Below are 20,730 nucleotides of genomic sequence, written 5' to 3' on the forward strand. Positions count from 1 at the left end.
TGTTATTAAAAGAAATACAAAAAATGGCACTCCTAAAGCTAAGTCATTAGCAAACCAACAAGGAGAGCACTATGAGAAAAAACGTTTTATCCCAACATATCCATTCCATTCTTCAGGCTTCTGCCCTGGGAGCCGGCCTGTTACTCGCGCCGGAATATGCTGCGGCTGCCGAGAGTTTTACAGAAGCCCTAACAGGGGGCAAACCGACGGTCGATATCCGCATCCGTTATGAAGGCGTCGAGCAAGACACCAAGGAAGACGCTTCAGCCATCACGGCAAGAACACGTATCGGTTATCTAACGGGAGACTATAAAGGCTTTAATGCGTTTGTTGAAATGTCAGATACGTCAGCACTGGGCGATCGCAAAGACTTCTATGTACCTGCTGGTCCTTATGCGGGCGGAGACAGCGCAAAAGCCGTTGTACTTGCCCCATCTCTAACCGTTTTAAACCAAGCCTGGATTGGCTATACACTGGGTAAAACCAACGTAAAAGCGGGTAGACAACGTATCACCATGGATACTCGCTTTTTGGGTAACGTCGGTTGGCGTCAAAAAGAGCAGACTTACCACGGTGTCAGCCTGAACACCAAAGACATTCCTAATGTCGATCTGAATTACGCCTATATCACTAATGCCAGCAATCCTGTGGGCGTCGACTCAGAAATGACCAGTCACGCTGCAAAAATCGACTTTACCGGCATTCCGTTTGGGACTTTAAGCGCGTATGGCTACTTCCTGGACTATGAAACCGGAACAGACAGCCAAACGCTGGGGGCCCGATTTGCAGGAAAATCTAAGTTAACAGACAATCTAGGACTTATTTACCATCTAGAGTACGCTTCTCAAAGCGAATATGCCGATAGCGACAACATCGGCGGCGATTATACGCATGGAAAGCTTGGGGTAGACTTTGGTAAAGCGACGGTATTGGTTGGCCAAGAAACATTAGGTGGTAACGGCAGCCATGCATTCCAAACACCGCTTGCCACCCTTCACCTTTATAACGGCTGGGCAGATATGTTTCTTGCCACGCCAGCGAACGGTCTAGTGGACAAATACATCAACCTATCCGGCAGTGCCTTTGGCTTAAAACTAGCGGCCACGTACCATGACTTTACTTCGGATAAAGGCAACATCAATTACGGCACAGAGTACGATCTACTGGCACTTAAAAAGTTCGATAAGACCTACACTGCCGGCATTAAATACGCGTCGTTTGCAGCTTCGAATGACTATACCTACAAAGATACCAATAAAATTTGGGTGTGGGGTGAAATGAAATTTTAATCCTTCATGACTTCATTTAACGTGTTTTCCAATTTCGCCTAGTGGTCTTATGGCCACAACCCGGAAAGCGACTTAATCGTCGCTTTTCTTATTCACCATCTATCAAAAATTTGCCAAACCACGCGGCAACGTATCCGCCTCTCCCTGTTATCCTAAACACCAGAAATCAACAGCCTCCAATATAAACAACAACACAGATCAAGAGAACCTGTTCTTTTGAACGCATTTGCACTATAAATGCCTTTCCGAAACCCTTATAATACAAAACCCTTAAAACACGCGCCCGTAGCTCAGCTGGATAGAGCGCTCCCCTCCGGAGGGAGAGGCCGGGAGTTCGAATCTTCTCGGGCGCGCCATTATTCCATACGCCATCCAATTACGGATGCGACCGTTCCTCCTTCACTACAACACCCAAGCTAACTCAGACCTTATGACTGTTGATGAAGCACTTGAACAACTGCCGGAAATTTTAAAACGGAATTTGGACCGCAATCTTTGCGTCTGTAATGAAGTGCCTAAAATCAGGGTGATTGCGGCGATCGCGGAAGGTGCACACGACCTTGAAGCCGTGCGACAGAAAACCTATGCATCGGACGGCAACGGCTGCTGCCGCAGACAAATTGAAGACCTGTTGGAGTGCCTGGCCTCGCCTGAAAGCGGCGACTGAGTTTATTCGAGCTCGACGCCGTTATTGTGCAAAATCGCCTCTTTGGCGAAGTTGAGATCGGCCTGAAACTCTGCATACACGGTGTATAACGGCTCACCCTTGCGCACCGCCTGATCCAATTTTTTGTGCAAATACACCCCCGCCCCCTTGTCCAGAGGCGCACCGGCCAAACTGGCGATGCGGGCGATCTGCAGGTTATCGATGGCGCAGACACGGCCGTCTTTTTCGGCGAGCACATCAAACGTCAACTTGCCCGGTGTCAGCACCTGCTCCTTCTTGCCCTGAGCGAGAATAATCGCGTTAAACTTCTCCAGCGCCCGCCCCGAGTCGAGAATGTCGCGGGCAATCTCATAGCCTTTACCGCCGCGCACATCGGGGTCAAATTCGATAATCCGCCCGGCCAGACGCAACGCTTTTTCACGCAAATCCTGCGGGGCGGCCGGGGCATTCTCCAACACCTGCAACACATCCCGCGCTTCCAGAACAGGCCCGACACCGCGCCCCACCGGCTGTCTGCCGTCGGTAATCACCACGTCGATCTGCAACCCGAGGTTATCGCCCACATACTCAAACAATTTGCGCAAGCGCATCGCCGACTGCTGCGAGCGCACCTTGGCGGTCGGCCCCACCGGAATGTCCACAATCAGATGCGTCGCGCCGGCGGCGAGTTTTTTGGACAGGATGGAAGCGACCATCTGCCCCGGAGAATCCATCGCCAAAGGGCGTTCCACCGCAATCAACACATCATCCACCGGTGCCAGTTTGGCGGTTCCGCCCCACGCCAGACTGCCGCGCAATTCACGCACGATTTTCTGCAACTGCTTGATGCTCAGTTCGACCTGGCTGAACACCTCCATGGTATCGGCCGTTCCGGCCGGCGAGGTGATCGCACGGCTGGAGGTTTTGGGCATAAACAGGCCGTGAGCCGCCACAATCGGCACAATCAGCATACTGGTGCGGTTGCCCGGAATCCCGCCGATACAGTGCTTGTCCACCACCAACGGCTCCTCCCAATCAATGCGCTCGCCGGTGTCCACCATCGCCTGCGTCAGATACAGCACCTCATCCCGATCCATGCCGCTTTCGGCGCACGCCACCAGATAGGCGGTCATCTCGATTTTGGAGTAACGGTTGTCGGCAATGTCGCGGATAATTTCAAGGTACTGCTGGTAGTCGAGCGATTCGCCGGCGATCTTGCGATGCACATAGGAAAACGACTTGGGTTGCGACGCCGGACAGATACGCACCGGCGCCCCTTCCGGCAAACCGAACTGGGCGAACACCTGCTCGCTCAAACCCAACTCGCCGGGCGCCACAAACGCGTCGTCGTCAACCACATTCAACACCGCCAATACCGAATGGCCGTCATCCTTGGCATGCACCTCGATCTTGCTCAGCGCCTGAAACCCTTCAATCTGATAGACTTCGCACTGCCGGTGCAGATAGGCCACGTTTTCTTTGTGGGTATCAATCGCGATGCGTCGCAGTTTTAAATTGGCCATGCTTTCCTCGGCTAACGTTTAGCTTGTATGCGTTTATCATTCTACCCCAAGCCACCGCGTAAACCGACGATTGCCACGCTCTATATTTGGATAAATTATATTAATTATTAACGATAAAAATAATTTATTAAAATAACCGGAAAACACCCTGTCACGGATACGATTATGCTTGCCCATTTACGCCTTACCCCGCTGCCGCTTGCGCTCATCCTACTGAGTCCGCTGCTGATTTTTGCCTTGCTGCAACCGGCCAAAGGCCTGCCGACGAGCGCCCTGCTGCTCTATATCGGCGCCTTGATGGGCGCGGCATTGAACTATTTTCACTTCGGTTTCAGCAGCAGTTTCCGCGAGCTGCTGAGCGCGCGCAAAACCAGCGGCATGCGCGCCATTGTGTGGATGCTCGGCATCGCCATTGTGCTCTTCGCACCGCTTTTGGCGATGGAAAACTGGCAGCAACAGAACTTTAACGGCTTTATCCGCACCATCGGCCTGGCACTGCCGGTCGGCGCCTTTATTTTCGGTATCGGCATGCAGATCGGCTGCGGCTGCACCTCGGGAACGCTGAACCGTGCCGGACAGCTGCAACCGCTCTCCTTCACCACCCTGCTGTTCATGGTCATCGGCGGCACTTTCGCCGCCTACAGCTACGATACCTGGAATAACTGGCCGGCACTGGAGCCCTTCGCCTTTCAACTCTCTTTCGGCTGGATTTTAGGATTAGTGCTGCAACTGGGACTTTTAGCGGCGCTCTACCTATTGCTTTCACGTCTGGAACAGCAGCGCCATGCACGCATTGAAGCGCTGTGGAAAAACCCAACAGGCCACCCCTTTCTGCTGGCGGGCATCAGTTTGGCAATCCTCAACGCCTCGCTATTGTTCATCAGCGGCCAGCCGTGGTCGATCGCCTCGATCTTCCCTTACTGGGGCAGCCGTCTGATTGATCTGCTCAATCTGCCGCTGGATTGGAGTTTCTGGAGCTATACGATGGAAAACGCCACGCGCATGAACCAAAGCTGGCTGGACAACCCGGTCAGTCTGACCACGTTGGGCGTGATTTTGGGGGCTTTGACCGTATCGCTGATCAAGCCGCGCGAAAAAGTCGCCGTCACATTGCGCGGCCTGAGCGCCAGCATGATTGGCGGGGCGATTATGGGATTGGGTGCGGTGATGGCCTCCGGCTGCAATATCGGCGCCTTTTTCAGCGGCATCGCCTCGGGCAGCGGCCACGGCTGGGTGTGGCTGGTATTTGCGTTAATGGGTAATTATATCGGCGTTAAAATCCGCCAGCAGGTGCGCTTAGGATAAAGCCAAATAAACCACGAAGTACACTAAGATCACGAAGATTTCAATCAAGGTGAAAAACGTCTCTCAATCCGGTCTTCGTGCGCTTCGTGTACTCTGTGGTTTAGAAATTCAATCAATGATTAATCAAAATTAAATTTCCTGCGGTGCGATACGCCCGGCCAAAGCGCCGGCAATCACCACAAACGCCGCCGCCAAGAACAGACAGGCTTCCATGCCGCCCACCTGATAGACATAACCCGACAACAAAGTGCCGGCCAAACGCCCGCCGGCATTGGCCATGTAGTAAAAACCCACGTCTTTCGACGCGCCATCGGCGTCGGCGTAAGCCACAATCAGGTAGGAATGTACCGCCGAGTTCAGGGCAAACGCCACCGCAAACACCATCAAGCCCACCAGCAACACCCATTTGGTTTCAAATTGCAGCACCAAACCCATCGCCACCGGAATCGCCGCCAACGCAAACGCGAGCTTCATGGCCGTGACCGAGGTGGGCAAGGTTTTCGCCTGCTTGCCGGTCAGTTTTGGCGCCATCGCCTGAATCAGACCGTAACCGATAATCCACAACGCCAGATAAGCGCCGATCTCGGCATGGCTCCAGCCGAGCACACCCGCCAGATAGACCGGCAAGGCGACCACAAACCAGATGTCGCGCGCGCCGAACAGGAAAAACCGCGCCGCCGACAGACCGTTGATGGCTGGGCTTTTCGAGAAAAGCTGTGTGAATTTCGGCTTGTTTTTCGCCTGTCCCAAACGGTTATCCAGAAACAGCAGCGACACCAGCAACGCCAAACTCAACAGGCCGGCTAGGCTATACAGCGCATTTTCAAAACCGATCGTCGTCAACAGCAAACCGCCGATAAAGAAGCCCACCCCTTTCAAGGCGTTTTTGGAGCCGGTCAAGAGCGCCACCCATTTATACAGGGTGCCGTCGGCGTCATTCGCCAGACTTTTAATGCTGCTTTTGGCGCTCATTTTATTGAGGTCTTTGGCAATGCCCGACAGCGCCTGCGCCACCATCACATAGGCGACCGTGAGCCAGTCGGGATTGAGCGTCAGCATCAGCAGCGCGACTATCTGCAATATCAACCCCACGTCCATGGTCACTTTCAGACCCAAGCGAGCGCCGAGCCAACCGCCCAGCAGATTAGTGACAATGCCAAAGAACTCATACAACACAAACAGCAAGGCCAACTCAAACGGACTGTAACCCTGCTGATAGAAAAACAGCAGCACCAACATGCGCAAAGCGCCGTCGGTCAGCGTAAACGCCCAGTAATTGGCGGTGACAATAGCGTATTGTTGTATGGGATTCATCATTGACTCTTTTAAGAATTTTTAACCACAGAGGCACAGAGACACCGAGTATTTAGAACAGTTCAAGTGCCAAAAAACTCAACAGGCCGGCTCGGAATATTTTGCGCTTGAATTCAACCATCAATTGCAACACAACCAAACCTCCTCAGTGTCTCGGTGTCTCTGTGGTGCAACGTGTCGTTATTCGCCCAGTAACTGATTCGCCAAACCGGCTTTGACCGCCAGCTCCATCATGCGCGCCACGTAGCCGATTTCATTGTCGTACCACGCCAGCACTTTCAACTGCGTGCCGTCGACCACCATCGTGGAGGGCGCATCAATCACCGACGAACACAACTCGCCTTCGTAATCCACCGACACCAGCGGGCGCTCTTCGTACCCCAGAATATCCTTCAGATAGGTTTCCGATGCCGTTTTGAACAAAGCGTTGACCTCTTCCACCGAAGTTTCGCGCTGCATCTCCAGCACCAGATCGGTCAAAGAGGCGTTCATCAGCGGGACGCGCACCGCGATGCCGTTCAAGCAGCCGTTCAGCTCCGGAAAAATCGTGCCGATTGCCGTGGCCGAACCGGTCGAAGTCGGAATCAGCGATTCGAACCCGGCGCGTGCGCGGCGCAGATCCTTATGACCGTGATCGACCACCTTCTGCGTGTTGGTGCGGTCGTGCATCGTGGTGATCATGCCGTGCTTGATACCGATCTGCTCATGCAACACCTTGATGACCGGCGCGATGCAGTTGGTGGTGCAGGAGGCGGCGGTGATAATGCTGTCTTCTCCGGCCACAAAAATGCCGTCATTGACACCCATGACGATGTTCTTGATACCCTCTTTCATCGGCGCGGCCACAATCACCTGTTTGACGCCCTGCTCCAGATACGGCTGCAAACTTTCGCGGGTGCGGAATTTGCCGGTGCATTCCAATACCACATCCACTTCCAACGCCGCCCAATCGGTCGCAGCGATCTCCTTATTCTGCGAATAACTGATTGCATGCTCGCCGATAATGATCTGATCGGCATCTTCATGCGCCTCATGGTGCCAACGGCCGTGCGCCGAATCGAAATTGAGCAGATGCGCCGAACCGTACGCATCGGTGGCGATCTCATTGATATGCACAAACTCCACTTCCGGCCAATCATAGGCCACACGCAACGCCAGACGCCCCATGCGCCCGAAACCGTTAATCGCCACTTTTACCGTCATGACTGTTTCCTTTTTCTCAATTTGAACGGCGGCTATTACACCCGATTGAGATGACAATCAGGTGACAAGCCCATGAAAGTTAGTCGGCCGCCTTCAACCAAGTCTCAACCTGCTCGGCACTGGGCATACCACCGGCATGGACGACCTTTTCATCCATCACGATAGCCGGCGTGCTCATCACCCCATAAGCGGCGATTTCGGCCACATCTTCAACCTTCACGATGCAGACTTCACGATCCAGTTTTTCCGCCACCTGCTCGATCAACGCGGCGGTATTGTTGCAGGTGGCGCAGCCCGTGCCCAATACCTTGACAACCAGCGCATCGCTACCGCAACAAGCATGGTTTGATGAACTGTCACAGCATGCCGTTTTAGGCTCGCTGTCGCCACAGCAACCAGTTTCACCGCCGCAGCACCCGGCCTGTTGAGTTTTTTCAGCCGTTTTTTCAGACTCGCAGCAAGCGTTATTGTCGCTGCAACATCCTCCGCTTTTCGCTGTGGATTCCGCATCGCACACCACGCCGCAAGCCACACATTCACCACGGGCGTTTTTGAACATCGGACAGAAACCCGTAAACGACGCCTGAATGGCATTGACCGCCATCAAAATCATCAGCCATAAAAACGAAACCTTGGTCAGGTCGATCTGCCCCATAAAATGCGATACCGCCAACAGAACCAACATCATCACGGCAAAAAAACGCAACGGGCGATTGCCCTTCACTGCAATAGTCATCTCTTTCTCCTTTTGAATCACAAAGTGCTTAAAATTTAAGCATAAAAATAATTGAAACCATAACCCACCAGCATAAAGGCCACCGCCAAGACACCCGCAAACAATCCCAACGCCGGCCAGCGAATGACCTTTCTTAAAATCAGCAGTTCCGGCAACGACAATGCGGCAATGCTCATCATCAGCGCCAAACTGGTTCCCAACGGCACGCCCTTGGCCAACATCGCCTCCACTACCGGAATCACGCCGGTGGCATTGGAATACAAGGGCACGCCCAACAACACCGCCGCCGGCACGCTCCACCAATTACCGGCATCGGCCAGATGTTCGCTGACCCAACTCTCCGGCACATAACCATGAAACAGCGCCCCGACGGTAATACCAATCACCACCCAATGCCAGATGCGTTTGACGATCACCTTGACCTCGTTCCAGGCAAACTGATGACGCAACTGCCAGCCTTGCACCACCGCCTGCTGCTCCTGCTGCTGACGACGTTTGATCTCCCAAACGTAAGACTCTACCCAGCGCTCCGGCTTGAACCAGCCGATCACCACCGAACCGACATACGCCACGACCATCCCCGTTAACACATAGGCCAAAGCCACCTGCCACCCCAGCAGCGTAATCAACAGCACCACCGCCACTTCGTTAACCATCGGACTGGCAATCAAAAACGCAAAGGTGATGGTCAGCGGAATACGCGCCTCGACAAAACCGATAAACAAGGGAACCGACGAACACGAGCAGAAAGGGGTGATAGAACCCAACGTGATCGCCAGCGAGCGCCCCAACCAGAGCGGTTTGCCCATCACACTATCGCGGATTTTCTCGGTGGAAACATAAGCACGCAGCAATCCCATCAGATAGATGATCAGCACCAGTAGAAAGAAAAGTTTGGCAATGTCCGCCACCCAGAAACTCACCGCCTGCGCCAGCGCCGTGTGCGCCGACAGTCCAAGCAACTGCAGCGCAATCCAATTTCCCAAAGCATCAAACAGGGATAACATACTCTATCTCATTTTGTATATTCGCATATACGGATATATAATATTCAGGAGAGATACAAACCGCAAGCGGAATTCGCCTTTTGGAAGCAAATCCTGCAAAATGCACCCTATGAAACATTGACCCAATTAAATATCAACACATGGAAATATGAATACGGACCTCAATCACAACCCGCAACTGGAAGCCCTGACGCAAACCTTCAAGGCGCTCTCTGAACCGGTGCGCCTGCGTATCGTGCACCTGCTGTTGCAGCGCGACAACCTGTGCGTCTGCGATCTGACGGAAGTCCTGGCGCTCAACCAAAGCACCGTTTCACGCCATCTGGCCACCCTTAAAAACGCCAATGTGGTGCGCGCCTGGCGCGAAGGCACCTGGATGCATTACGCCATCCAGCCGGACACGCTCAGCCTGCTGCAGTTAGAGCTAATGAAACAACAGTTGGGGACGATTCTGGCTGACGACCTGGAGGAACTTGCAACCTACGAACAGCAACCCAGAAAATGCTCGCTGCCTTCTGCGGACTAAACGCTGCCAAGCGCGTGCCGCATATAAAAACCCGGCAAAAAAACATGCGTTTTTATCCGTAAGCGCCTCAAAAAACAGTGACTTAAAGATCACTTTGCCCACTTTCTTAGACCAGAATTTTATATAATAGTCTGCTTATGTCCTTTCACCTTATCACCTTAAGAGTTGGGTAAATGAAAAATAGAGTGTTTGATGTCGTCATTGTGGGCGGCGGAATTTCCGGTTGTGCGCTCACCTATGTGCTGTCTAAATACAGCGATGTGAAATCCATTGCCGTCCTCGAAAAGTACGGCTCGCTCGCTCCGCTTAACTCCAATGCGCGCAGCAACAGCCAGACCTTGCACTGCGGCGACATCGAAACCAACTACACCCTGGAAAAGGCCATCATCGTCAAACGCCAGGCCAATATGCTGGTCAACTACGCCAAGCAGGTGGAAAAGAACGACTTTATTTTCAAATTCCCCAAAATGATTCTGGCGGTGGGTGAGGACGAGTGCGCGCGCCTTGAAGAGCGCCACCACAAATTTGCCGACGCCTTCCCTTACATGGAACTGTGGGATGCGGAGCGCATCGCCGAAGTCGAGCCGGCCGTTGCCCTGAAAGACGGCAAGCCGCGCCCCGAGAAAATCCTGGCGTCCGGCTGTACCGACGAATATTCGGCGGTCAACTACGGCAACCTGTCAAAATCGTTCATCAACAGCGCGCGCAAATACGGCAAGGAGATCAATGTCTCCTTGAGCTCGCAAGTCACCAAGATCAAACGCTTCGACGACCACTATGAACTGACCACGCCGCAAGGCACCTTTTTGGCCAGCTTTGTGGTGGTATCCGCCGGTGCGCACAGCCTGCTGCTGGCCAACCAGCTGGGGCATGGGCTGAATATGTCGATTTTGCCGATGGCGGGCAGCTTCTACTATGTACCGAAGATTCTGAACGGCAAAGTCTACACCATGCAGAACGACAAACTGCCGTTTGCCGCCCTGCACGGCGACCCAGATCTAGTGGAAATGGATAAAACCCGCTTGGGACCAACGGCACTGGTGCTCCCTAAACTGGAACGTTACACCGGCGGCACCTACTGGGATTTCTGGAAGAGCCTGAAGCTCGATTTCAAAGTCATCAAAGTCTTCTGGGACCTGATGAAAGACAGCACCATCCGCAACTACATCTTCCGCAACTTTGCGTTTGAGATTCCGTGGTTGCGCACCCGTCTGTTCGCCAAGGACGCGCAGAAAATCCTGCCTGATCTGAAACCGCAGGATTTGGAATACGCCTCCGGAATCGGCGGCTTGCGCCCGCAGGTCATCGACAAAACCGAGATGAAACTGAAGCTCGGCGAAGCCAGCATCGTACCGGAAAACGAAAACCTGATTTTCAATATGACCCCGTCGCCGGGCGCCACCACCTGTTTGGGGAACGCCTACCGCGACGCGCAGATTATCGCCGAACGTCTGGGCATCCACCTCAACAAAGAGCAACTGGTCGAAGACCTGCTGGACGGCGAAGACCTGCTGTTCTTCAAATAAGTCTGCGTTAAATGCCAGTCAACGCCCTGCCCACGCACCTGATTACCGGCCTGCTGGGCAGCGGCAAAACCACTCTGCTGCGTCATCTGATCTCGCAAAAACCGGCTAACGAACGCTGGGGCATTCTCATTAACGAGTTTGGCGACATTGATTTGGACGCCGCCACCCTGCAAGCGACCAACAGCGGCGAACACGTACACATCCAGGAAGTTTCCGGCGGCTGCGTCTGCTGCACCGCACAACACGGCCTCACCCAAGCATTGCACACTCTGTTGCAACAACCGCTCGACCGGCTGTTTATCGAACCCACCGGGCTCGGCCATCCGGCCAAACTGCTCGATACCCTAAAGCGCACCGCCTTTGCACGACCGCTCGCTCTGCAGGCCGTGGTCTGCGTCATCACCCCTTCGCAACTCACGCCGGAACGCTGGCAGAAATCGGCGGTGATGCGCGATCTGGTCACGCTGGCCGATCTGATTGTGCTCAATAAAACCGACCAGGCCGGGTCTGAACTGCAGCAGCAGGCGGTCGCCTTGCTCAACGGGCTTTACCCGCCCAAAACAGCCGTTATCGCCACCCAGTTCGGCCGCCTGGACTGGACGCAACTGCAGCGCCCGCACCAACCTGCGCCCTTGCTGTTTCTGCAAGGGCTGGATGAACACGCCGAGCACCTGGCCTGTGCAAATACAAAATACACCAGCAGCCTGCCGCAACACCCGGCCTGCTGGGTTTCTCACGACGCAAAAACCGCCAGATTACGCGCACTCGGCTGGATTTTCAGTGCCCAAACGCAGTTCAACCGCATCGCCCTTAAAGCCTTTTTTAACGAAATCTCGCCCCATCTGGCACGCGCCAAGGGCCTGCTTAAAACCGGCAACGAGTGGCAGCTGATCAACTGGAGCGACGGCCAACTCACCTTCGAAGACATCGCCTGGCGGCAGGACAGCCGCTTGGAGCTGCTCTTCAACAACGAGGTCGAACTCACGGAAAACGACCTTGAATTGTCTCTGGCCGCCACCATTAACAATCTTAATAACAGAGCAAAATAATCGGAATTAAGGCGATGCCATTTCCCAAAGTTTGCTAGAATTGCTCTTCATTTTCATTTAGATGAGACTTTTTTGACGCTTTTATGGCAACAGATTCAAACTGTTACCGCGCCAAAAGTCCCATTGGCACGGCAGAAAACTGCCTCTTACAAGTCGAAGGAAATTGCATGACCAAGCACATGCCCGATATCGCATGCCAACCGCATCACGGTCCATCCGGTCAACTCAACTGGGTAGGAATGAGCGGGATTGAACTCCCGATTTTAGTCAAACAAGCCCAAGCAGACGGCTCCGCCGCCGTTGAAGTGCGCCTGTCCTCGCAAGCGCAGGCCTACGTCAACCTGATCGACCCGCAAAGCAAAGGCATTCACATGTCACGCTTGTATTTGCTGCTTGATCAGCTCGCCACGCAGGAAGCCTTGACACCGAATCGCGTCAAAACCATTTTGGACAAGTTTGTCGAATCGCATCAAGGCTTGAGCACACACGCCTTTGTCGAATTCAAGTTCGATTACTACGAACGCCGCCTCTCGCTCAAAAGCGACAACAGCGGCTGGAAACACTACCCGACCACGCTGCGCGGTGAGCTGCGCAACGGCCAATTCGAGTGCGAGCTTTCCATCGAAGTGCCCTACTCTTCAACCTGCCCCTGCTCAGCCGCGTTATCGCGCCAGCTGATTCAGGAAGCGTTCGAAGCGCAGTTTGCCGGAAAGTCGCTGGACTACAATACGGTTCTGGCCTGGCTGGGCACGCCCGAAGGCATCAACGCCACACCGCACAGTCAGCGCTCCTACGCGCAGGTTAAGGTCAAAGTGCAGGCCGGCGACCAGCTGGAAATCTCCGACTTGATCAACCACATCGAAGACGCGCTGCAAACGCCGGTACAAGCCACCGTCAAACGTGAAGACGAACAGGAATTCGCCCGCCTCAACGCCAGCAACCTCATGTTCTGCGAAGACGCGGCACGCCGCCTGCAAAACCGTCTGGACAACAGCGCCGAGTATCTCGACTTCTGGGTACGCGTCAACCACCTCGAAAGCCTGCATCCGCACGATGCCGTGGCCATTGTCACCAAGGGCATCGAAAACGGCTACAACGACGAGCCCAACTATATGGATCCGATGAAATAACCATCGTTTCCTGTAGCCAAAAACAAAATAGCCCGCAAATGCGGGCTTTTTTATGGCGCTAAAACCTTACTCAACAAAAACTCAACAGGCCGGGTTATTTCAAATGCGCCAACCCAACCTAAACCGATTTGGGAGATGATTTGCGTGAAGGTCAAGGCGGATTCGAGAGACGTTTAGTTAAACTAAACGAACTCGAATCCAACGCAGAAATTCACCAAATCAGACCCAAATCAGAAGTCGCCGCCAGTGAGCTCGCGGTACACATGTCTCGCGTTAGTCGGTGCCGCCTGATCGAACACCGGACGGTCTTTGTACATCGACTGGTCAATCGCCTCGGCAGCGTCGCCGTTACCGCCGGCATCGACCACCTTCTTGACCTGCTGATGCAGGTATACCAGATAATCGTAGGTCTGATGTTTAATCGTCTCGAGGCTGGCCGGCGTGCCGTGCCCCGGAATCACCGTGGTGTCGGCCGGAATTTGCCCCAGCATGTTCTTAAACGACGCTTCCCATGCAAAGGAGTCGGTGTAGTTGAAGAACACCGGCATACGTTCGTTGAAGCCTAAATCGCCGGACAGCAGCAGTTTGCGCGACGGCACATAGACACTGGTGGAAGCGGGCGTGTGGCCCGGGCCGAAATCTTTCAGAATGACTTTCTCGCCGTCGCCGACGTCTATCGTCAACTCGCCGTCGTAGGTCGTGAATTTGTCGGAAACATTACGCGCCGGGTCGGTGATCTCTCTGCCGACACGGGTTCCCCACTCTTCCTTGATGAAATCAAACGCTTCGTCAAACTGCTGGTTGGCCATGGTGCTGGAATAGAGGTTTTTGACACCCACATCCACCCAGTAACTGGCGCCGAGATAGGCATGCCCCTGGTTGTTTTCAACCGCCACCCATTTGACCGGTTTGTTGGTGACCTTTTTGATCTGCTGATGCAGGCTGTACGCCAAGGCCGGATTGGCGCCGGCGTTAAACACAAACACACCGTCTTTGAAGACGATAAACGACAGGTTGTTATTCAAGCCGAAGTTGGAGGGGTTGTGCCAGATCATGCTGCCCACCACGGCATACACACCCGGCATCACTTCCTGGGGTTGCGGAATCGGCAGAACCTTGCCGATATACCCGGCGCTCTTTTCGGTTTTAATGACATCCTTGGCATAAGTATCGATCGACTCATGCATCATCGGGCTGATATTGGCCAGCTCCTTGGCATAGGCCTCAAAGCCCGCCACATAAGGATCCTCATGAGCTGCAAAAACTTGATGAGCGTATAGCAGTGCTGACGACGTTGCCAGCGCAATGATAGTTTTCTTCATGCTTTCCTCCTTGACCATAGTGACCGCTACACATCATAACATTTTCAATTTTAGGCACTTATCACTAAGTTCTATCGAGCAAATTAGAATTTTTATGCTCGTAGACATCGAAAATGGTGATGGCCATCGCCGCAATCACCGGGCCGAAAAACAGCCCGATCACCCCAAAATGGATCAGACCGGCAAAGGTCGAAAGCACCGTCAGCAGCGTATGATTGGCCACCGCCAAGCCATGCCCTTTTTCACCCAACGAGCGCGTAATCGCACTCATCATCACCGGACGCATAATGTTGTCGATGACAAATCCGGTCACCACCACACCCCAGAAAGCAATAATCGCCGCAGTCCAATAATCGCCCTGCAAACCGGCCAACACCGCCACCGGAATCCACACCAGGGCCGCGCCCACCACCGGAATAAACGACGCCACCGCAATCGCCAAACCAATGAACAGGCCGGGTAACCCCAAAAACCACGCCACCAGCGCAAACGACAGCCCCTGCATCAGCGCAATCCCCAGTACCGACAGCGTCAGCACCGTCGACAGACTGGCAAAACGGTCCATAATCATCTTGTCGTAATAGTTTTCGAGCGGCGACAGCACCTTGATGTGATGGGCGATGCGGTGGCCGTCGCGGTAAAAGAAAAACAGCGCAAACACCGACAACCCCAAAAAGGTCAGAAACGACGAGGTACTGCCGACAATGCCCTCCAACAAGAAAAACGTGACTTTCTGCGCGCCGGCAATGATCTTCTCGGAATTGGCGCGCAACTGTTCCAACGCGCTCAACTGCGCCTCCTCGCCTATCGGCAGGTGGCTTAACAGACTCTTGTTAAGCTGCACCAGACTCTCGGCGTTCTGCTGCGCAAACCAGCTCTGGGCATCGCCGTATAAGTGCCCCACCTGCAAACTCACCTCCACCAGCAGATAGGTCACCGGCGCAATCACCCCTAAAAACACCAGCAAACTCATGCCCGAAGCCGCCAGCGTCGGTGAGTTTTTGCAATGCGGCAGTAATTTGCTATAAAAACCGTAAGTCGCGGTTGCCAGAATCATCGCGAAGAACAACGCTTCCAAAAAAGGCGCAAACAGCCACAACAGACCAAACAGGGCGAGGATGAGTAAAATCAGTAAAAAGCCTTCCTCATAAGGCGCATTTGCACGCATAATAAACTCCGAGAAATCATAAAAAAACCAAAGAGTACCCTATCATGAACGCCTATATTGAAAAAGTCACTATCCGTCCTGAAGGCTCCCTGCAGATTCTCTCCGCTCAGGAGGCCGAGCAGTTAAGCGATACCAGCGCCGGAGGCCTGAACGCGATTCTGCGCCAATGCGCCTTGGCGGTACTCAATACCGGCGCACGCGGCGACAGCGCCCACGCGCTGCTGCAGGAACATGGCGAATTCACGATTCAGGCGATTGTGAAAGGGCGCGGCGTACAGCTGATTATCGAAAATCCGCCGCAGCACGCCTTTGTGGACGGCGAAATGATCGAAGGCCTCAAAGAGCACCTCTTTGCCGTGGTGCGCGACCTGATCTATTCGCGTAACGAAATTCTCGATCTCGGCCAGCTCGACCTGACCCGCAGCGAACACATCACCAACGCGGTGTTTCTGGTGGCGCGCAACGCCCAGCTGCTGCGTCCCAATATCCTGCCCAATGTGGTGGTCTGCTGGGGCGGCCACTCCATCCCGCTCGAAGAGTACCACTACTGCAAACATCTGGGCTACGAGCTCGGCCTGCGCAATCTGGATATCTGCACCGGCTGCGGGCCGGGCGCCATGAAAGGCCCGATGAAAGGCGCCGTGCTCGGTCACGGCAAACAGCGTTACCCCAATGCTCGCTATATCGGCCTGTCCGAACCGGGTATCATCGCCGCCGAAGCGCCTAACGCCATCGTCAACGAACTGTGCATCATGCCCGACATCGAAAAACGTCTGGAGGCTTTTGTGCGCATCGGCCATGCGATTGTGGTGTTCCCCGGCGGCGCCGGCACGATGGAAGAGATCCTCTACGTGTTGAGCCTCAAACTGCACCCCAAAAACGCCGACATGCCGCTGCCCATTTTCCTGAGCGGCCCGGAAAGCAGCCGCGCCTATTTCGACAGCGTGCTCGACTTCATCGAAATCACCCTCGGCAAAGCCGCCTGCGAGCATCTGCAGATTCTAGTCAACGAACCGGAAAAGGTCGCCAGCCAGGTCAAAGCGGCCATGGAAACCGTCCGCCAGGACCGCAAGGCGAGCAGCGATGCCTACTACTTCAACTGGCGACTGCATCTGGATGCGGATTTACAAATGCCGTTTGAACCGACCCACGCCAATATGGCCAACCTCAACCTGCATAAAAACCAGCCGGCCCACCAGCTCGCCAGCCAGTTGCGCAAAGCGTTTTCGGGCATAGTGGCGGGTAATGTCAAGGCCGACGGCGTGCGCGAAATCGAAAAACACGGCCCCTTCGAGATTCACGGCGACCCTGAAATCATGCAGGCCATGGACAAGCTGCTGGAAAGTTTTATTGCACAAAAACGCATGAAGATTGACGCAAGCAATTATAATCCTTGCTACAAAATTATCCGCTGAACGAACTGTGACGACTATGACTGAACCAAGCCTGACTTTTGAAGATTTTGACCTTGATCCCGCCCTGCAGGACGCGATCAAAAAAATGAACTATCACAAGCCCACGCCGGTTCAGGCCGAAGCCATTCCCGCGCTGCTGGAACGTCAGGACGTATTGGCGGGTGCGGCCACCGGCACCGGTAAAACCGCCGCGTTCGTCTTGCCCATGCTGCAATACCTGCTCGACGAACCGCGCCATCCCGATTTGCCGCGCGTGCTGCTGCTCGCGCCCACGCGCGAACTGGCGTTCCAGATTCACAAGGTCGTCAAACAGCTCGGCACCTTCTGCAACTTTAAAACCGCCATCATCACCGGCGGTTTCGACAAAGCCAACCAGTTCAAAACCCTGCGTCAACCGTTCGATATTCTGGTGGGCACGCCGGGGCGTCTGACCTATCTGATGGCCGAAGACGCCCTGAACCTCTCCGACATCGAGATGGTCGTCATCGACGAGGCCGACCGCATGCTCGACATGGGGCAAGGCAAAGACGTGCTGGCACTGCTGGACGCCATCCCCGAAGACTTCCAGGCCGCCTTGTTCTCGGCGACCCTGTCGGGTGCGGGCGTGCGCAAGTTCGCCGAAGAGATTCTGGATGATCCGGTGACCGTGCAGATCGAAGCGCCGAACCAGCAATCCGAGCAGATTCAGCAAATCGTCTATCTGGCCAACGACAAGGCCCACAAGCAGGCCTTGCTGGAAAACATCCTCAATGACGCCACCTGCCAAAGCGCGATTGTGTTCTGCAACAAAAAAGAACGCGCTCTGGAAGTCACCGAGTGGCTGCAGTCGCGCAATATCTCCGCGCAGGTGCTGCACGGCGATTTCATCCAGGCGGTGCGCATGGACAAGATGCACAAGTTCAAAAGCGGCAAAATCAAAGTGCTGGTGGCCACCGACGTCGCCGCGCGCGGTCTGGACATGCTGCACATCACCCATGTCATCAACTACGACCTGCCGTTTAGAGGCGACATCTACATCCACCGCATCGGCCGCACCGGCCGCGCGCAGCAGGTGGGCATCGCCGTCAACCTGGTGGAACGCCACGACCTGGAGAATCTGGAACGCATCGAATACCATCTGCAGCAACAGCTGCCGGTGGGCAAGATTGCGGGACTGGAAGCCAATTTCAAAATGAAAGACGTCGCCAAAAAGCCGGCCAAGAAAAAGGTCAAAAAGAAAGACGCGACGAAGAAATCGGCCGCAAAAACCGCCAAAAAGAAGAAATAACCGCGCATAAAACCGCGTCGTTTTTCGGCTGACAGAAACTCAACAGGCCGGGTAGAGAATATCTTTACCCGGCCTATTCAGTTTTTAAAGACTTAAATTTTGCGTTTAATGTGAGTCGGTTTTCACCGTCGTTTGCGGCTGCGACGACAGAATATCAAAGTAGTAGTGCGCCAGCGCAATCACCGCCAGCACCGGGGCGAACAGGCTCAATAGCGGCAGCAGGCTCAGGGCGAAGAAACCCGCCAAGGTCAGGGTTGAGGTGCCGTTGCCCAAACCTTTCACCTGATTGAACAGCGCTTCCGGCAGAATCACCTGCCCGACATCGAGCACCACGGAATAGCGGAAGAACAGAAAGCCGAGCAGCCAGAACCAGACGATATTGATCAGCGGAATAAACAGCATCGGAATGGTCACCAGAAACAGCAGCAACATCAGCAGGCCGAATTTGGTCAGCTTCCACAGCATGCCGCCAATCGAACCGTGACCGCTGTACGGCGTATGCGGGTAATGTTTGTCATGCACCACCTTGACCAGCGAATCGGTCATAAAGCCGGTAATCACCATCGCAAACAGCAGCACCAGATAACTGCCCAACAGAAACCCGAGCACGCCGGCCACCAAGGTCACCACAAAGCCGATGATCCACAGCAGCAGACCGCCGATTAACGGAATCGAGCCGATGGTGTTTTCGGCGTTCTGCGACCAGGTCGTAAACTCCACCACCATCGTATTCTGCGTAACCCAGTCACTGAACAGCAGCACCCCGAACAGGCCATAACCCAATAGCGACACCAACACAATCGCCGCCGCAAACGGGATAAACAGACGCCACAAAATCGCCGGCTCTTTCAGGTCGGCCAGCGTTTTCCAGTAAAGCTCTACCATGCAGCCGCCTTATTTAATCCAGATCGATTTGATATTGGTGAACTCGCGGATGCCATGCACCGACAGTTCGCGACCGTAACCGGAGTTCTTGACGCCGCCGAACGGCAAACGCGGATCCGAAAAGGTGCTGCTGTTGATATAGGTCGCGCCCGATTCCATGCCGCGCGCCATCGCCTCGGCAGTGGCCAGATCCCCCGTCCAGATGGAACCGCCCAGACCATAATCCACGGCATTGGCGATCCCCAGAGCGTGCGCCGGTTCGGAGGCTTTCAACACCACCGCCACCGGCCCGAACAGCTCTTCGTTGTAGGCCGGCATATTGCTGGTCACATCGGTCAGAATGGTCGGCGCGTAATAAGAGCCCGGGCGATCCAACTGATAGCCGCCGGTGACGATTTTCGCCCCCATTTCCACCGAACGCATCACCTGATCGTGCAGTTCGTCCAGCAGATCCTGACGTGCCATCGGCGCCAGAGTGGTCTCTTCATCCATCGGGTCGCCGGCTACAAAGTGGTTTTCAACCGCCTCTTTGAATTTCTGGATAAAATCGTTGGCGATAAACTGATCGACAATAAAACGTTTGGCGGCGATGCAGCTCTGCCCCATATTGCTGAAACGCCCTTTGACCGCCCCTGCAATCACCTTGGACATGGGCGCATCGTCGAGCACAATAAACGCGTCCGATCCGCCCAGTTCCAGCACACATTTTTTCAGCTCGGAACCGGCAATCGCCGCGACCTTGCGGCCGGCCGGCTCGCTGCCGGTCAAACTCACGGCACGCACCGCCGGATGGCGAATGACACTTTCGACCTTATCGGAGCCGATCATCAGGGTGGTGAAGATGTAATCGGGGAAGCCGGCCTTGCGGAACACCTCTTCGATTGCCAGCGCACATTGCGGCACATTGGAGGCGTGTTTCAGCAGGCCGATATTGCCCGCCACCAGCGCCGGCGCCGCAAAGCGGAACACCTGCCAGAACGGGAAGTTCCACGGCATCACCGCCAGCACCACGCCCAACGGCAGGTAGGCCACATAACTCTTGCTGGCGTCGGTTGCCACCATCTCGTCCGCCAGAAAGGCCGGGCCGTGTTCGGCATAGAACTCGCACACCCACGCCGACTTTTCGATTTCCGCCATCGCTTCGGCATAGGTCTTGCCCATTTCCAGCGTAATCAGCTCGGCCAGCAAATCGGCATCGTCGCGCAACACCTCGGCCACATTGCGCATCAGAGCGCAGCGGTCTTCAATCGGCGTCAACTTGGCCCAGTCGGCAAAGGCGTAACCCGCCTCGGTCACCACTTCATCCAATGTTTCCTGATCCCAGGTGTCAAATTCGGCCAACAACTCGCCGTTGGCAGGATTAATGGATTGCATTGTCATAAACGGGTTTCTCCTAAAAAAACAAACCCACTTGAGAAG

The 20,730-nt window shown here is 54.5% G+C and carries 18 protein-coding genes and 1 tRNA gene; 10 read left to right on the top strand and 9 right to left on the bottom strand.

Annotation, left to right across the window (positions count from 1 at the left end):
• Nucleotides 1-71: 71 nt before the first annotated feature.
• From HZ297_RS06445 to HZ297_RS06455, 3 genes are all read left to right on the top strand, one after another.
• Complete coding sequence (locus HZ297_RS06445; protein ID WP_178862178.1) at nt 72-1,289, top strand: alginate export family protein; 1,218 nt, start codon at nt 72-74, stop codon at nt 1,287-1,289.
• A 279-nt stretch (nt 1,290-1,568) separates the two neighbouring features.
• Nucleotides 1,569-1,645 (top strand) — tRNA-Arg (locus HZ297_RS06450).
• Between the two features lie 74 nt (nt 1,646-1,719).
• A complete protein-coding gene (locus HZ297_RS06455) occupies nt 1,720-1,956 on the top strand; it encodes a (2Fe-2S)-binding protein (RefSeq protein WP_178862179.1) in 237 nt (78 codons plus the stop codon).
• Between the two features lie 2 nt (nt 1,957-1,958).
• On the opposite strand, the gene HZ297_RS06460 is transcribed toward HZ297_RS06455, so the two are convergent.
• Entirely contained in the window at nt 1,959-3,458 is a 1,500-nt protein-coding gene (locus HZ297_RS06460) for a thymidine phosphorylase family protein (RefSeq protein WP_178862180.1), read from the bottom strand.
• A gap of 165 nt (nt 3,459-3,623) precedes the next feature.
• Between HZ297_RS06460 and HZ297_RS06465 the strand changes: the two genes are divergently transcribed.
• Entirely contained in the window at nt 3,624-4,763 is a 1,140-nt protein-coding gene (locus HZ297_RS06465) for a YeeE/YedE family protein (protein WP_178862181.1), read from the top strand.
• Between the two features lie 129 nt (nt 4,764-4,892).
• On the opposite strand, the gene arsJ is transcribed toward HZ297_RS06465, so the two are convergent.
• The 4 genes from arsJ to HZ297_RS06490 form a co-directional block, all read right to left on the bottom strand.
• Nucleotides 4,893-6,077: an organoarsenical effux MFS transporter ArsJ gene (gene arsJ, locus HZ297_RS06470; protein WP_178862182.1), complete on the bottom strand. Its 1,185-nt coding sequence runs from the start codon at nt 6,075-6,077 to the stop codon at nt 4,893-4,895.
• 180 nt (nt 6,078-6,257) lie between these two features.
• A complete protein-coding gene (locus HZ297_RS06475) occupies nt 6,258-7,280 on the bottom strand; it encodes an ArsJ-associated glyceraldehyde-3-phosphate dehydrogenase (protein WP_178862183.1) in 1,023 nt (340 codons plus the stop codon).
• Between the two features lie 79 nt (nt 7,281-7,359).
• On the bottom strand, nt 7,360-8,016 hold the full coding sequence (locus HZ297_RS06480; protein ID WP_281357415.1) for an MTH895/ArsE family thioredoxin-like protein: 657 nt from the start codon (nt 8,014-8,016) through the stop codon (nt 7,360-7,362).
• Between the two features lie 35 nt (nt 8,017-8,051).
• Complete coding sequence (locus tag HZ297_RS06490) at nt 8,052-9,023, bottom strand: permease (RefSeq protein ID WP_218644561.1); 972 nt, start codon at nt 9,021-9,023, stop codon at nt 8,052-8,054.
• Between the two features lie 148 nt (nt 9,024-9,171).
• Between HZ297_RS06490 and HZ297_RS06495 the strand changes: the two genes are divergently transcribed.
• The 4 genes from HZ297_RS06495 to folE2 all read left to right on the top strand — a co-directional run bounded on the left by HZ297_RS06495 (nt 9,172) and on the right by folE2 (nt 13,254).
• Nucleotides 9,172-9,549 carry an ArsR/SmtB family transcription factor gene (locus HZ297_RS06495; protein WP_178862184.1) on the top strand — a complete coding sequence of 126 codons (378 nt, stop codon included), beginning with the start codon at nt 9,172-9,174 and terminating at the stop codon, nt 9,547-9,549.
• 173 nt (nt 9,550-9,722) lie between these two features.
• On the top strand, nt 9,723-11,075 hold the full coding sequence (locus tag HZ297_RS06500) for an FAD-dependent oxidoreductase (RefSeq protein WP_178862185.1): 1,353 nt from the start codon (nt 9,723-9,725) through the stop codon (nt 11,073-11,075).
• A gap of 11 nt (nt 11,076-11,086) precedes the next feature.
• The gene (locus HZ297_RS06505) at nt 11,087-12,124 is read left to right on the top strand and encodes a CobW family GTP-binding protein (protein WP_178862186.1); all 1,038 of its coding nucleotides are present in this window, start codon (nt 11,087-11,089) and stop codon (nt 12,122-12,124) included.
• 167 nt (nt 12,125-12,291) lie between these two features.
• Nucleotides 12,292-13,254: a GTP cyclohydrolase FolE2 gene (folE2, locus tag HZ297_RS06510; RefSeq protein ID WP_178862187.1), complete on the top strand. Its 963-nt coding sequence runs from the start codon at nt 12,292-12,294 to the stop codon at nt 13,252-13,254.
• Nucleotides 13,255-13,484: 230 nt separating this feature from the next.
• Here folE2 and HZ297_RS06515 read toward each other — a convergent pair whose 3' ends face one another.
• Nucleotides 13,485-14,576, bottom strand: a complete 1,092-nt coding sequence (locus HZ297_RS06515; protein WP_178862188.1) for an MBL fold metallo-hydrolase — start codon at nt 14,574-14,576, stop codon at nt 13,485-13,487.
• 64 nt (nt 14,577-14,640) lie between these two features.
• Nucleotides 14,641-15,744 (bottom strand): AI-2E family transporter, encoded by a 1,104-nt coding sequence (locus HZ297_RS06520; protein ID WP_178862189.1) that lies wholly within the window; start codon nt 15,742-15,744, stop codon nt 14,641-14,643.
• Nucleotides 15,745-15,788: 44 nt separating this feature from the next.
• Here HZ297_RS06520 and ppnN point away from each other — a divergent pair, with 44 nt between their 5' ends.
• The gene (gene ppnN / locus HZ297_RS06525) at nt 15,789-17,159 is read left to right on the top strand and encodes a nucleotide 5'-monophosphate nucleosidase PpnN (RefSeq protein ID WP_178862190.1); all 1,371 of its coding nucleotides are present in this window, start codon (nt 15,789-15,791) and stop codon (nt 17,157-17,159) included.
• A gap of 16 nt (nt 17,160-17,175) precedes the next feature.
• Nucleotides 17,176-18,426 (top strand): DEAD/DEAH box helicase, encoded by a 1,251-nt coding sequence (locus tag HZ297_RS06530; RefSeq protein ID WP_246261699.1) that lies wholly within the window; start codon nt 17,176-17,178, stop codon nt 18,424-18,426.
• A gap of 105 nt (nt 18,427-18,531) precedes the next feature.
• Here HZ297_RS06530 and HZ297_RS06535 read toward each other — a convergent pair whose 3' ends face one another.
• Nucleotides 18,532-19,311 (bottom strand): EI24 domain-containing protein, encoded by a 780-nt coding sequence (locus HZ297_RS06535; protein WP_178862191.1) that lies wholly within the window; start codon nt 19,309-19,311, stop codon nt 18,532-18,534.
• Between the two features lie 9 nt (nt 19,312-19,320).
• Complete coding sequence (locus tag HZ297_RS06540; protein ID WP_178862192.1) at nt 19,321-20,691, bottom strand: NAD-dependent succinate-semialdehyde dehydrogenase; 1,371 nt, start codon at nt 20,689-20,691, stop codon at nt 19,321-19,323.
• Nucleotides 20,692-20,730 lie beyond the last annotated feature (39 nt).

Origin of the sequence: Thiomicrorhabdus cannonii (assembly GCF_013391695.1) — a bacterium.
Classification (GTDB): domain Bacteria; phylum Pseudomonadota; class Gammaproteobacteria; order Thiomicrospirales; family Thiomicrospiraceae; genus Thiomicrorhabdus; species Thiomicrorhabdus cannonii.